This is a genomic window from Caballeronia glathei, assembly GCF_000698595.1.
Classification (GTDB): Bacteria; Pseudomonadota; Gammaproteobacteria; order Burkholderiales; family Burkholderiaceae; genus Caballeronia; species Caballeronia glathei.
In genome coordinates this window covers 47,595-59,920 of sequence record NZ_JFHC01000031.1, presented here as the reverse complement: position 1 = coordinate 59,920, position 12,326 = coordinate 47,595, and the positions used below count along the sequence as shown (strand labels likewise).

Sequence of the window (12,326 nt, the reverse complement as noted above, 5' to 3'; positions counted from 1 at the left end):
TTGTCACCGTCCCGTGTCCCAACGTCCCAATCGCTCCCTGGCCTGACGTGCGCAGGCGTGCGACGTGCGCGGAGGGCGCATGTCGCGCGCGGGCCCGCACGCCTACGACCTATCTCCTTTGGGACATTAGGACATTGGGACATAAAGGAGTAAGCCGATGAGCGTTCTCAAAGAGAGGGCCGGAATTGCGATGAATGTTCGCGTGCAACTTGCGGACGTGGCGCCGGATCGCCAAGTAACTTTGGGTGCGTTGGCGTCGGTCGATGAATTGGGCAGTATGCTCTGGCACTTGAAGTACGGGCAGGACTTGCGACAGCGTGCGCTGCATCGCGCGTCGCTCCTGCTCGCTTCGCGCATTACGCTGAACGGTCGATACAGGCGCGGCAAATCGAGCTTCGCGAAGGCAGCCGAAGAAAAGAAGCAGGGAGACGCCGCCGCCGATCGATCTTCGTTGCTGGTGCGATTCGCCGAACGGGCCATCGTCGAGTGGGTGGCGGACCAATGCTCGGCGTGCGGTGGTCGAGGGATGCTCGGCGGTGGCGGCCGTACCACCAAGCGCGTGGATTGCAAAACGTGTCGACCTGTGCGTGATGCGGTCGATTCTCGCTTGCGCTTCTCCAGGTGGCCGATCGCCGATCGGACGCTCTGTCCCGGTTGCTATGGAAAGGGCTTTTACGAAGAACATCCCTTTGCGGACGTGCCGCACCTGTGCACTCACTGCAATGGCAGCGGCAAAGAGCCGATCAATGCTGCGAAGCGGGCACGCGCGCTCGGTGTTCCACTCGATCAGTACCATCGTCGGTGGGCGGATCGCTTCGAATGGCTTATGTCGATCCTGCTCCAGATTGACGCCGAGGCCGAAGCCCAGTTCGAGCGGGCGCTCCGCGCGCGGTGAGGCTTGCATTTTGGTGAACGCACGAATAGACTCGCACTCGTTTGGTCAACAAACAATTCGCTGGCACCGCGCGTTAGTCGTGCAACCTCAACGGGACAGAAGAAAGATAAATGGAGCCTGCTGAGTACGCTGGAGTCGTGCGCCCTGAATTTCCGTGAAGCCCCGAGTGCGAAAGCCTCGGGGCTTTTTGTTTGCCCGTGCGGTTCAACCAGTCGCAGCGTAGACGCCGGAATGGCCGCCCTGTAATGAGATGCGCCCGATGGCGCGGGCGACGGTGGCGAAACGGCTGCTGGCGCTGCCCGAACGTATCCACCTTCAGGTGGCATTCGAATCTGATCCGCTGAAGGTAATGAATATGCTCGACGCTGAAATACGCGACTGCTTAAAGCAGATCGCGACGACGGTTCTCGTGCCACAACGGCCTGTCGACTAATGAGATCGATAGATGCTTGGACGCTTGCCACCGACGCGTGGCGAGCGGGGATCGAGCTCGACCCGATCGTGCAGGTTTCCGAGTGGGCCGACGAGAACCGCCAGCTTTCGCGCAAGGTGGCTGCTGAGGCCGGCGAGTGGCGTACATCGCGCACACCGTATCTGCGTGAGCCGATGGATTGCCTCTCGGTCACCAGTCACGTGCAGGACGTCGTGTTCGTCGCAGGCACGCAGGTGGGCAAGAGCGAGACCGGCATGAACTGGCTCGGCTATTCCATCGATCGGGTGCCGAGTCCGTTTCTGGTCGTGCTGCCGACGCTGAATCTTGCGAAGCGCTGGAGCCGGCAGCGGCTGTCGGAAATGGTCGACAGCACACCGGCAATCAAGGCGAAGGCAGCGGAGAAGCGCTCGCGCGATAGCGCCAACACGATCCTCGAAAAGGAATTCGACGGCGGCTCGATGGTCGTCGTCACGGGCGCGAATAGCGCGGTCGGGCTGCGCTCGATGCCGGCGCGCAACATCCATTTCGACGAGGTCGACGGATATCCGAACGACGTCGACGGGGAAGGCGATCCGATCGGGCTTGCCTCGAACCGGCAGGATACGTTCGGCGCGCGAGCAAAGCGGCTTTACACCTCGACGCCGACCGAGAAAGATGCGTCGGAGATCGAGTTCCGCTACCAGAACAGCGACCAGCGCCGCTACTACGTGAAGTGTCCGCACTGCGCCATCGAGCAGCCGCTCATTTGGGCGGACGCCGATGGTCGTCGGCGCTTGCGTTGGGTCGATGATGACCCGGACACCGCGATGTACATCTGCGTCGATGTCGAGTGCAACGGGCTGATCGAGGAACGCCACAAGCCGGACTTGTTGGCGGGCGGCCGTTGGATTGCGGAGGCGCCCGGTCCGAACAAGGCCGCGGGCTTCTGGATCAACTCGCTGTATTCGCCGTGGGTTCGCTGGCCCGCGCTCGTGCGCGAGTTCATGGAGGCACAGAAGGCAGCGGACGCCGGCGACTTCGCGAAGCTGAAGAAATTCTGGAACACGCGCCTCGCATTGACATGGGAGCAGCCGGGCGACCGGATCAAGGCGCACGCATTGCAGGAGCGGGCACAGACCGAAACGTATCGCCTCGGCACCATCCCGCCGGGCGGCCTCGTGCTGACGGGCGCCGTCGACGTGCAGCCCGATCGGCTGGAGCTCCTGATCATCGCGTGGGGCATCGGCGAGGAGGCGTGGGTGGTCGATTACCGGGTCATCTACGGCGACACCAACGAAGACGATCCATGGACCGAGATGCGCGACATTGTGCGCACGCCGATCCGCAATGCCTGGGGCCGCGACCTATATGTGCGGGCCTGCGCGGTGGATACCGGGTACAACGCGCAACGCTGCTATGCGTGGCTGCGTGAGCGCTCGCACGAGGGATTCTTCGGCGTGAAAGGGTTTGGCGAAGAGAAGCGGCCCCTCCTGGGCAAGCGCAGCGCGCAGGACTTCAATTGGCAGGGCCTGAAGGTAGAGAACGGGGCGTATATCTATCCGATCGGCACGTTCGCGGCGAAGGAGCAGCTCACGGGTTGGCTGAAGCTCGAGGGGCGCGGCGCACACCGTATTCACTTCTCGCCGGAGCTGCCGCCCGACTTCTTCGATCAGCTCACGGTCGAGCGGCTCGTGACCAAGTGGATCGGCGGCAAGGCGAAACGCGAGTGGTGGAAGCCGAAGGCGGCTCGCAACGAGGTTCTCGACATCATGGTCTACAACATGGCCGCGGCAGCCTTTGTCGGGTTACCTCGTTGGCGAGCATTTCAGTGGGAAACACTGCAATCGAATCTCGAACGCGACGATCTGTTCAGGCCGACGCAGCCCGCAGACCCGCCAGTTGCCGAAGGCGGAGAAGTGGCGCAAGCGCGACCGATCGAACCGAGCGCCGAGATCGTCGAAGTGGCGCCATCCGTTGCCTCCGTGCAGCCTTCTGTTCATCCGGCCAAGCCGACCCAGCCGATCCAGCCTCCTGCAACCCGCTTGCCCGTCCGACGCGTCGGGAGTTCGTCTTATCTGAAACGCCGTCGGTAGGAGTGACCTTATGGCCTATACACAGGCTGACCTGGACCGCATTCAGAGTGCGATCGCGAAAGGTGAGCTCGAAGTGCAGTATCACGACCGCAGGGTGCGTTATCGCTCGATCGCCGAGCTGCGTGAGGCACAAACGGAGATCGTGCGCGGGCTCGATAGCGAGCGTCCCCGCTCACGGATCTCCCGGTTACGCAGCGCGGGCAAGGGGGTTCGATGAGCGGATCTTATCCCGCACTGGCGAAGCGAGGCTTTGTCATGCCGACGCGCGTGAAAGCGGCCGCATACGAGTCCGCAAGTTCAGCTGGCGCGCGCGGGCGGACGTGGAAGACATCGAGTGCCGGTCCGAACTTCGCCGCGGTGCAAAACCTTCCGCTGCTGCGTAGTCGTGCGCGCGATGCGATCCGCAACGATCCGTGGGCAAAGACCGCGATTGCGCGACTCGTCTCCAACACGATTGGCACCGGAATTCAGCCGCATCCTCAACACCCGAACAAAGATATCGCCAAGCAGCAAAAGCAACTTTGGGATGACTGGGTCAAAGAGGCAGACGCGGACGGCCTGCTCGACTTCTACGGGCAACAGACGCTCGCGGCTCGAGCGTTCTTCAGCGACGGCGAGACCTTGCTCCGGCGACGGCTTCGCAGGCCATCCGATGGCCTCGCGGTGCCCCTGCAGGTGCAATTGATGGAAGCTGATCAACTGCCCGTAGAGAAGAACGAGCTCGGTCGCAATGGGGGCGAGATTTTGAACGGCGTCGAGTTTGACGCCGATGACCTGCGCGTTGCTTACCACCTCTACCGGAGACACCCGGGCGAATACAACCGGCTCAACACGACGAGCATGGCGACGGTGGCGGTTCCGGCGGATGACATCGCGCACGTCTTCCAGCCGTTGCGCCCGGGACAGATTCGCGGTGTTCCGGAGCTTGCGACGGTGCTGTTGCGCCTGCATTCGCTCGACAATTTCGACGATGCCGTGTTGTTCCGACAGGAGGTCAGCAATCTGTTCGCCGGCTTCATCACAAAGCCGCAGGCGACGGCATCGGGCCCCGGTGATATTGACCCGATGACGGGGCAGCCAGTGGTGTATGACGGGGACGGCTATTCGCCGATCGTTTCGCTCGAACCGGGTTCCATGCAGGAGTTGGCGCCAGGCGAAGAGGTTGCATTTGCGCAGCCGCCGGGCGCGGGTAGCGACTACGGGCCTTTTATGCGTCAGCAGCTAATGGCAGCGGCGGCATCAGTCGGCATGCCGTACGAGATCCTTACCGGCGACTTGCGCGAAGTCGGCGATCGCGTACTGCGCGTGCTGCTCAACGAATTTCGCCGCGCGATCGAGCAGCTGCAGTGGAACATTTTCATTCACCAGTACTGCAACCGCGTGTGGGCGTGGTGGGTAGACGCCTGCGCGTTGTCGGGTGCCATGCCGATGCCGGATTTCTATCGCACGCGCCGTGAGTATTTGCGGGTCCGGTGGGTGCCGCAAGGTTGGCCGTACATCCATCCGGTGCAGGACGTCAATGCGCAAAAGCTGGCGATCCGCTCGGGCCTCACGAGCCGCTCCGCATCGATTCTCAAGCAGGGCGAGGATCCGGAGCAGGTCGACGAAGAGAACGCGGCTGACAACGCACGCGCCGATGCGCTCGGCCTGCAATACGACACCGACCCGCGCGATCGCGATATCGCCGGCGACGTACCAACTTGAAAGCAGGGACCTCGATGAAAAATCGTAAGTGGTGGGACATCAAGGCGACGACGAACGCGCAGGGGGCCGTCGTCGAGCTTCGGATTTATGACGAGATCGGCTTCTGGGGCGCGACAGCGAAGGGCTTCATCGAGCAGCTCGACGCCGTGGCGGGAGGTGCAGCGGAGGTCATCGTCGCTGTGAATTCGCCGGGCGGCGACGTGTTCGACGCCTTCACGATCTACAACGCTTTGCGCCGGTATGCGGGCAAGGTGACCGCTCGCGTCGATGGCGTTGCGGCATCGGCGGCGTCGCTCGTCGTGATGGCGGGCGACCAGGTCGTGATGCCGGAGAACGCGATGCTGATGATTCACAACCCGTGGACGATTGCGCTAGGTACGGCGGCCGATCTGCGCAGCACGGCGGACATGATGGACAAGGCGCGCGACGGCATTCTCGCGGCGTATCGGCGCAAGAGCGGACAGTCCGATGACGAGCTCGTCGCGATGATGGACGCCGAGACCTGGCTCACGGCACTCGAAGCGCAGTCGCTCGGGTTCTGCGATGTGATCGAAGAGCCGGTGCGCCTTGCCGCGTCGACCAACGCCGCCGGACTGCTCGCCCGTTTTCAAAAGGCCCCGGAGCCGGTCAAGGCGCTCGTCGAGGGCGCGGGGGATTCGCCGCCCGCCAACGATCCTCCGGCAGATGAGCCACCGCCGGCCGTCGCACCGACTTCGAATCCTCCGCCGGTCGATCCACCGCCTGCGCCTGCGCCGCAAGAGCCGGTTCCGGCCGCGTCAGCGGAGACGGCGAGTGTCTTGGCAGCGCATGTGTTTAACGCGTGCCGCGAAGCGAATCTGTCGGCGCTGGCGGAAAGCATTGTCACGGCGTCGGGCTTGCGCGATCGCGCCACTGTCGATGCATCGATCCAGAGCGCGAAGGACATCGCTGGCCTATGTCTCGCGGCCGAGTTGCCGGAGCGGGCCGTCGAGTTCGTGCGCGACGGTCTGACGTCCGATCAGGTGCGCGCTCGGCTCTTCGAAGCGGTGACGGCCTCGCAGCGCCAGCTGAACAACCGGCAAAGGCCAACCGCCGGCGACGTTTCCGCATCGCCCCAAGGACCGAAGGCGGCGTCCATCTACGCCGCTCGAAAAGGCGGTGCAAAGTAACTTGGTCCATCCCTTAAAGGAGCAGTTGTATGTCCACTATCTATACCCAAGGCGTGCAGACGGGCGAGTTTCTCCTGTCCGAGGGCCAAGGCCGGATTTCGCGCGAGCCGATCATTGTTGAAGCTGGCGATGCGCTGCCGGCCGGCCAGATCCTCGGCACGCTCGGCACCGGTAAGTACGCGCCCTACGACAACGCCGCGAACACCGGCGCCGAAGTGGCGAGCGCCGTACTCTACGGCCCGCTCGCGGCGTCGAGCGCAGACCGACCGGCCGTCGCGATCGTGCGGCTCGCCGAAGTCGCCGAAGCGTTGCTGACGGGGTTCGATGCCGGCGCACGCAATGACCTGGCCGAGCAGTTCGTCATTGTCCGTCCGTAACGCCTGACGCCCCACGTTGCACAACGTCTCGCCCCCGCGCGAGCTCGCTTTAAACTCCAGGAGAGCTTCTATGGCGGATATCGCCCTCTTTAACGACGACGCCTTCTCGCTGTCGTCGCTCAGCGCTGCCATCAACGAAACGCCGTATGTGCCGAGCCGGCTGGCGGCCCTCGGCTTGTTCGACGAGCAGGGGATCACCACGACCGTCGTCCAGATCGAGAAGGACGGTGACACGCTGGCACTCGTGCCGGCCGGTCGCCGCGGTGTTCCCGCGCAGGTCATCAAGGGCAGCAAGCGCAGCATGCTGCCGTTCAATACGGTGCACCTGCCCGAACGCGCGACCATCGGCGCCGACGAGGTCCAAAACCTTCGCGCCTTCGGATCGGAAACTGAGCTCGAGGCGGTGCAGACGGTGGTGAATCGGCGCCTCGGCAAGATGCGTCGCCAGCTCGATGCGACTCATGAGTATCACCGCATCGGCGCGATCAAGGGGCAGATTCTCGACGCAGATGGCCAGACCATCGTCGAGGATCTGCTCGATCGCTTTGGGATCGAGCGCACGACGATCGACTTCGAGCTCGACCAGGCAAACACCGAGATCCGTAGCAAGTGCGCGCAAGTGCTCGATGCGATCGAGGATGCGCTCGGCAACACCCCATTCACGGGCGTGCGCGTGCTGTGCGGTCGCAACTTCTGGAACCTCCTCATCGTGCTCAAGACGGTCAAAGAGACTTACTTGAACTCGACGTTGGCCGCGCAGCTGCGCGGTGACACGCGGGATGCGTTCGATCTCGGCGGGTGCACCTTCGAGCGTTACCGCGGCCGTGTCGGTGGCATCGGTTACGTGGCTGACAACGAGGCGTATGCGGTGCCGGAAGGGGTGCCGGAGTTGTTCATCACGCGCTTTGCGCCGGCGGACTACATGGAAGCGGTCAACACGACCGGCTTGCCGTACTACGCCAAGCAAGAGCTGATGGACTTCGACAAGGGCGTGGAGCTCGAGGCGCAATCGAATCCGATTCACCTCTGTACGCGACCGAAAGCCGTCATCAAGCTGACCGTGTAAGGAGTCACGTATGGCATTCCGCGACCTGGTTGCGGATCTCGATGCGGCAGTGGTCCGGGACCTGGCCGACGACGACATCAAGGTCGACGGCGTGCCCGTGCCCGGCATGTTCGCGGCGCCGTGGCTCGGTCCGGACCTCGGCCACCAGCGAACGCAACTCGATCATCCGCAGGTGAGCGTGCGTGACAGCGACGCAGTGCGCATGCGCGAAGGCAGCGTCGTTGAGGTCGGCGAGGAACGGTACACCGTCTTCGAGTTGCAGCCGGACGGCACCGGCTGGACGGTGTTGCTTTTAAAGGGGTGACGATGGACCGACTCAAGGTCGAGATCGACATCAAGCAAGTGACGGCCGCTTTGGACGGATTGTCGTCCGCCGCTATGCAGGCCGCGTGGCGGCGCACGCTTCGCAAGACCGCCGCCTGGATCAAGAGCCAGACCAGTAAAGAGGTATCGGCGGCGACAAAGATCCCGCAGAAGGTGATCAAGAGCCGCCTGTATTTCTTTCTCCGGTCGGCCGACACGGGCAAGGTCTGGCTCGGCTTGAATCCCGTAGAAGCTCACCGTATCGGGACAATCACCAAGACCGGCAAGGGTATGCGGGCCGGGCGATTGACCTTCGAAGGGGCGTGGCGACAGACGCAGGCCAAGCCCGACGGCCCGCTCTATCGTCGGGCCGGCAAGGCCCGCACGCCGTTCGAGATGGTGACGGTGGACTGGTCGACGTCCGGCGACCCCGCGTTCAGGCGGGCCGCGCAACTGTGTGAGGCGCGGCTGATGACGATCCTGAAGCAGGAGGTGAACTATGAAATTCAGAAAGCAATAGGGAATGCGCGACGTGCTCGATAACCTCAAGACACTGCATGACGCGATCGTCGGTGGCCTGCGCGACGCGGTCGCCGGGATGGACTTCATCGACGCGTATCCGAAGCTCGGGCGCAAGATCCCGACGCCGTGCATCGTGATCGAGCTGTCGGAGATGGAGCCAGGGCATGATCCCGGTACCGGCCAGACGTCGTTGATCGGCCGCTTTCAGGCGCGAGCGATCGTGGACCCGATGGCTGACGAGGCGGAGCTGGGCGTGCGCGAACTGGCTGCACGCATCGCGCAGGCTATTCACGCGCAGACGTGGGAATTGCCGGTGACGCCCGCGAAGCTCGTGCAGATTGCCGAGGATCCGTTCAGGCCGCACCTGGACACCTATTTGGTGTGGCTGGTCGAGTGGACGCACGAGTTCGACCTGGGCGACATGATGCCGCCGTTCCCGCCGGGCGGCTCGGCAGTGGTGTGGGGCGTCGAGCCCGAGATCGGTGGCGAGCACGCGTCGGCGTATTGGGATCCGGCGCAGGATCCGCAGGACACGCTGCAGGGCATCGGCGCGAGCGAGGGAGATTCAACTTGAGCGACTACGAGATCGGCGAGATCGATCGCCTGCTAGCGAGCATCGTGCAGGCCGGCTTCATCGATAGCGTCCAATACGATCCACCGCGATGCAGGGTGCGCAATGGAGAGTGGGTGAGTGCGCTATTGCCGTGGAAGACGGTTGCGGCCGGACGGGTGCGAACCTGGTGCCCGCCGTCCGTGGGCGAGCAGGCGGTCGTGCTCGCGCCCTCCGGCACGCTGGCGGGCGCCTTCGTCGTGGCCGGCTTTTATAGCGACACGCATGGCGGTGCGAACGGCCAGGCGCCGAACATGACGGTGACCGACTATCCGGACGGCGCACATGAGCATTACGACCACGATGCGCACGAATACGTGTTCTCCGTGCCGGCGGGCGGGCGAATCGTGTTTCGCATCGGTGACACGCAGATGGAGATGACCACGGCCGGCATCACGCAGACCACGCCCAAACTGCTTGTCGATGCGCCGGACTCCACCTTCACCGGTGACAGCACGACGCAGAAGCGCCTGACGTTCCAGGGCGGTATGACGGGTAGCAATAGCGCGGGTGGGCCAGCCTCGGAAATCGATGGCGAGGCGCATTTTTCGAAGGATGTGACTGCAGCCGGGGTCTCTTTGATGCATCACACACATCGAGAACAGGGAGACGGTGCGCCCACTAGCGAACCGCTGTAAGCACTGCGTTCCAAGCGAGCGCTGCGCCGCTCGAAAGCGCATAGCTTGCGCCTTTTCGCATCGCCTCAACCGCACCGGCCTTGACGGAGTCGGTCAAATACTCGCCCAGCGTCTTCTCCGAGCGGCCGGACGAATCTTTGAGAGAGTCGGGCACTGCCTTGAGCACTTCCAGACCTTTGGAAGTGAGAGTCGCGTCGTAAAAGGTTCCCAGATTGCTTTCGGTGCGGAACTCCAGGTATCCGGCTGATGCAAGCCAGCGGACGGTACTCGCAAAAAACTCAACATCTTTCAATAGTGGCGCGTTGATCGCGTCTGCGTCGTTGAAGGCGGCCTCCGCACCGATGTCGAAATCGGCGGGTTGTAGTGATTTCTCGACCGGAAAAGCCTCGTAAAGCGAGGCAAATACGCGCGCGGTCAGATTGTCGAATTTCTCAATATTGGACGGCATCGTATGGATTGGAACGATTCCACAGTGAAGCTCCTGCTCCGGGTTGTGGAGGGTTACTGGGAGGGTTGGCACGGCGATGCCGAGGCGCCCGCCCTTTGCATCCGTGCGAGGCCTTTTTATTTGGAGGTCGGATATGCCGAAAGAAAGCGAAGTGAGTAGCACGTCGCGCGTCGCCGCCGAGCAAACCGTCACGTTTCGCGACAAGGCGTTCAAATCGCGCACGTTCGTCTTTGCCGACGGAAGCACCGCACCGGTCGAGAAAAGCCTGATCGTCGCGACGAGTGCGGAGCGCATCGAGCAGCTCGAGCGGCACGGCGACTTCGAGCGCACTGCAGCCGGAGTTTGATCATGGGCGCCGGCGCAGCACTGGTTGGAATGAACCGCATGACGGGTGCGCCGCTGACCGGGCTCGATCATTTGCGCCAGAGTATTGGCGACATCCTGTCGACGCGAAAGGGCACGCGTCGCGAGCGGCCTGAGTACGGCTCCGATATTCCGAGAATGGTCGATTTGCCTGTCACGCGCGGATGGATTTCCACTGTGCAGGCCGAAGCCGCTCGCGCGATCGAGCGGTGGGAACCTCGCATCAGACTCGCGCGCGTTTCAGTCGTATCAATTGTGGGCGGCACGGTGACATTTTGTGTCCGGGGCACGTATGAGGGTGATGCCATTGTGTTCGAGGTGACGACGTGACGACCATCGATTTGACGGCAATTGACCCTCCGGATCTGGTCGAAACCCTCGACTTTGAAGAGATCTATCAGGACCTGCTCATGAATTTTAAAGGCATCTATTCCGACTGGAGCGCTGCCCTTAAGTCTGACCCCGTGGTGAAACTGCTGGAGCTAGCGGCTTACCGCGAAGTGCGCTATCGCGCTCGGGTGAACGATGCCGGTCGCGCCGTGATGCTCGCCTTTGCGACCGGCTCCGATCTCGAGCACCTCGCGGCGCTCTTTGGCGTGCAACGATTGACAATTGCCCCGGCCGATCCGGAGAACCACGTTGAAGAGGTAAAGGAACGGGACGACGATCTGCGTGCACGCACGCAACTTGCGCCGCAAGGCTATTCGGTCGCGGGCCCCGAGGTTGCCTATATATCGCACGCACGCAATGCTGATGGCCGCGTGCTCTCGGCCTCGGTGATCAGCCCTGCGCCTTGCGAGATCGTGGTCACGATCCTGTCGCGCGAAGGGGACGGCAGCGCGGACGATGACCTCATCAGGATCGTCACCGAGGCCTTGCGCTCCGACGACGTGCGTCCGCTCACCGACAAAGTCACTGTGCAGAGCGCTGAGATTGTGCACTACGAAATTCGGGCGACGCTCAAGTTCTTTTCCGGTCCGGACCGTTCGGTGACGCTTGCCGAGGCAAATAGGCGTGCGCAGCAGTATGCGGACGATATGCACAGGCTCGGGATGGAGGTGACGGAAGATGGCTTGTACGCCGCCATACGCGTCGCGGGTGTGCAAAAAGTGGTGCTTCTTACCCCGGCTGACGCGATCTCTGTGACAAAGCAGCAGGCGGCGTATTGCACGCATATCGAGCTGATCGACGGGGGCGTCTATGACGAATAGCCTACTGCCCGCCAACGCGACTCCGCTCGAACGCGCGCTTGCAGCAACGAATGCATGCACGCATGAGGTTCCGATTCCAATCACGACGCTGATGGATCCGGATGCGATACCGCTCGCGCTGCTGCCTTGGCTTGCGTGGCACCTCGGCGTCGATACCTGGAAAGAATATTGGCCGGAGCAGGTCAAGCGTGCGCGCGTGAAGGCCGCGATTCCGATCGCTCGTAGGCGGGGCACGGCCGCATCGGTGAGGGAAGTCGTCTCCTCGTTTGGCGGCAACGTGGCGCTTCGTGAGTGGTTCGAGTTGGAGCCTCCGGGGACGCCCGGCACGTTTGACATCGTGATGACAGTAAGCGGCCGAGAGGGCCAGCCACCGACGGCTGAGTACGTTGCCGACATCATCGCGGAGATCGAGCGTTCAAAGCGCGCGAGCGCGCATTACACGTTCACGCAAGGTTTATCGATGCAGGGCTCGCAACGTGTCGCGGCGGCGGTGCGACCGGCCTTGTATCGCCGCCTATCACTCTCGGATATCTGAA

16 protein-coding genes are annotated in these 12,326 nt (G+C 62.9%); 15 read left to right on the top strand and 1 reads right to left on the bottom strand.

From position 1 onward, the window contains the following. Positions 1 to 157 precede the first annotated feature (157 nt). From BG61_RS19795 to BG61_RS19745, 12 genes are all read left to right on the top strand, one after another. The gene (locus BG61_RS19795) at positions 158 to 895 is read left to right on the top strand and encodes a hypothetical protein (RefSeq protein ID WP_051672662.1); all 738 of its coding nucleotides are present in this window, start codon (positions 158 to 160) and stop codon (positions 893 to 895) included. A gap of 259 nt (positions 896 to 1,154) precedes the next feature. Continuing rightward, positions 1,155 to 1,328 carry a hypothetical protein gene (locus BG61_RS42855; protein ID WP_161783687.1) on the top strand — a complete coding sequence of 58 codons (174 nt, stop codon included), beginning with the start codon at positions 1,155 to 1,157 and terminating at the stop codon, positions 1,326 to 1,328. After that, complete coding sequence (locus BG61_RS19790) at positions 1,328 to 3,400, top strand: phage terminase large subunit family protein (protein ID WP_035936359.1); 2,073 nt, start codon at positions 1,328 to 1,330, stop codon at positions 3,398 to 3,400. Before BG61_RS42855 ends, BG61_RS19790 begins: the two co-directional genes overlap by 1 nt. Positions 3,401 to 3,410: 10 nt before the next feature. Beyond that, complete coding sequence (locus BG61_RS19785) at positions 3,411 to 3,617, top strand: phage head-tail joining protein (RefSeq protein WP_035936356.1); 207 nt, start codon at positions 3,411 to 3,413, stop codon at positions 3,615 to 3,617. Further along, positions 3,614 to 5,104, top strand: coding sequence for a phage portal protein (locus tag BG61_RS19780; protein ID WP_035936353.1), 1,491 nt, complete (start codon positions 3,614 to 3,616; stop codon positions 5,102 to 5,104). Before BG61_RS19785 ends, BG61_RS19780 begins: the two co-directional genes overlap by 4 nt. A gap of 14 nt (positions 5,105 to 5,118) precedes the next feature. Further along, entirely contained in the window at positions 5,119 to 6,252 is a 1,134-nt protein-coding gene (locus BG61_RS19775; RefSeq protein ID WP_035936352.1) for a head maturation protease, ClpP-related, read from the top strand. A gap of 29 nt (positions 6,253 to 6,281) precedes the next feature. Further along, the gene (locus BG61_RS19770) at positions 6,282 to 6,629 is read left to right on the top strand and encodes a head decoration protein (protein ID WP_035936350.1); all 348 of its coding nucleotides are present in this window, start codon (positions 6,282 to 6,284) and stop codon (positions 6,627 to 6,629) included. Between the two features lie 70 nt (positions 6,630 to 6,699). After that, the gene (locus tag BG61_RS19765; protein WP_035936349.1) at positions 6,700 to 7,695 is read left to right on the top strand and encodes a major capsid protein; all 996 of its coding nucleotides are present in this window, start codon (positions 6,700 to 6,702) and stop codon (positions 7,693 to 7,695) included. Positions 7,696 to 7,705: 10 nt separating this feature from the next. After that, positions 7,706 to 7,999, top strand: a complete 294-nt coding sequence (locus BG61_RS19760; RefSeq protein ID WP_035936348.1) for a head-tail joining protein — start codon at positions 7,706 to 7,708, stop codon at positions 7,997 to 7,999. Between the two features lie 2 nt (positions 8,000 to 8,001). Next, positions 8,002 to 8,541, top strand: coding sequence for a phage tail protein (locus BG61_RS19755; RefSeq protein WP_035936346.1), 540 nt, complete (start codon positions 8,002 to 8,004; stop codon positions 8,539 to 8,541). After that, positions 8,531 to 9,094 carry a hypothetical protein gene (locus BG61_RS19750; protein ID WP_051672667.1) on the top strand — a complete coding sequence of 188 codons (564 nt, stop codon included), beginning with the start codon at positions 8,531 to 8,533 and terminating at the stop codon, positions 9,092 to 9,094. Before BG61_RS19755 ends, BG61_RS19750 begins: the two co-directional genes overlap by 11 nt. Beyond that, positions 9,091 to 9,768: a phage baseplate assembly protein V gene (locus BG61_RS19745; protein ID WP_035936344.1), complete on the top strand. Its 678-nt coding sequence runs from the start codon at positions 9,091 to 9,093 to the stop codon at positions 9,766 to 9,768. Before BG61_RS19750 ends, BG61_RS19745 begins: the two co-directional genes overlap by 4 nt. Here BG61_RS19745 and BG61_RS42010 read toward each other — a convergent pair. Then, positions 9,752 to 10,510, bottom strand: a complete 759-nt coding sequence (locus tag BG61_RS42010; RefSeq protein ID WP_129572223.1) for a hypothetical protein — start codon at positions 10,508 to 10,510, stop codon at positions 9,752 to 9,754. The two genes, BG61_RS19745 and BG61_RS42010, sit on opposite strands and share 17 nt — an antisense overlap. A gap of 54 nt (positions 10,511 to 10,564) precedes the next feature. Here BG61_RS42010 and BG61_RS19730 point away from each other — a divergent pair, with 54 nt between their 5' ends. The 3 genes from BG61_RS19730 to BG61_RS19720 are packed head-to-tail and all read left to right on the top strand — an operon-like array spanning position 10,565 to position 12,325. After that, on the top strand, positions 10,565 to 10,909 hold the full coding sequence (locus tag BG61_RS19730) for a GPW/gp25 family protein (RefSeq protein WP_035936338.1): 345 nt from the start codon (positions 10,565 to 10,567) through the stop codon (positions 10,907 to 10,909). Further along, positions 10,906 to 11,790, top strand: coding sequence for a baseplate assembly protein (locus BG61_RS19725; RefSeq protein WP_035936336.1), 885 nt, complete (start codon positions 10,906 to 10,908; stop codon positions 11,788 to 11,790). The genes BG61_RS19730 and BG61_RS19725 overlap by 4 nt, the downstream gene beginning before the upstream one ends. Beyond that, entirely contained in the window at positions 11,780 to 12,325 is a 546-nt protein-coding gene (locus BG61_RS19720; protein ID WP_035936333.1) for a phage tail protein I, read from the top strand. The genes BG61_RS19725 and BG61_RS19720 overlap by 11 nt, the downstream gene beginning before the upstream one ends. Position 12,326 lies beyond the last annotated feature (1 nt).

What these genes read in the sequence shown, in the direction of transcription:
- BG61_RS19795 (WP_051672662.1), top strand. Translation starts at nt 158, where the DNA reads ATGAGCGTTCTCAAAGAGAGGGCCGGAATTGCGATGAATGTTCGCGTG.
- BG61_RS42855 (WP_161783687.1), top strand. Translation starts at nt 1,155, where the DNA reads ATGGCGCGGGCGACGGTGGCGAAACGGCTGCTGGCGCTGCCCGAACGT.
- BG61_RS19790 (WP_035936359.1), top strand. Translation starts at nt 1,328, where the DNA reads ATGAGATCGATAGATGCTTGGACGCTTGCCACCGACGCGTGGCGAGCG.
- BG61_RS19785 (WP_035936356.1), top strand. Translation starts at nt 3,411, where the DNA reads ATGGCCTATACACAGGCTGACCTGGACCGCATTCAGAGTGCGATCGCG.
- BG61_RS19780 (WP_035936353.1), top strand. Translation starts at nt 3,614, where the DNA reads ATGAGCGGATCTTATCCCGCACTGGCGAAGCGAGGCTTTGTCATGCCG.
- BG61_RS19775 (WP_035936352.1), top strand. Translation starts at nt 5,119, where the DNA reads ATGAAAAATCGTAAGTGGTGGGACATCAAGGCGACGACGAACGCGCAG.
- BG61_RS19770 (WP_035936350.1), top strand. Translation starts at nt 6,282, where the DNA reads ATGTCCACTATCTATACCCAAGGCGTGCAGACGGGCGAGTTTCTCCTG.
- BG61_RS19765 (WP_035936349.1), top strand. Translation starts at nt 6,700, where the DNA reads ATGGCGGATATCGCCCTCTTTAACGACGACGCCTTCTCGCTGTCGTCG.
- BG61_RS19760 (WP_035936348.1), top strand. Translation starts at nt 7,706, where the DNA reads ATGGCATTCCGCGACCTGGTTGCGGATCTCGATGCGGCAGTGGTCCGG.
- BG61_RS19755 (WP_035936346.1), top strand. Translation starts at nt 8,002, where the DNA reads ATGGACCGACTCAAGGTCGAGATCGACATCAAGCAAGTGACGGCCGCT.
- BG61_RS42010 (WP_129572223.1), bottom strand. Translation starts at nt 10,510, where the DNA reads ATGCGCTCCGCACTCGTCGCGACGATCAGGCTTTTCTCGACCGGTGCG.
- BG61_RS19730 (WP_035936338.1), top strand. Translation starts at nt 10,565, where the DNA reads ATGGGCGCCGGCGCAGCACTGGTTGGAATGAACCGCATGACGGGTGCG.
- BG61_RS19720 (WP_035936333.1), top strand. Translation starts at nt 11,780, where the DNA reads ATGACGAATAGCCTACTGCCCGCCAACGCGACTCCGCTCGAACGCGCG.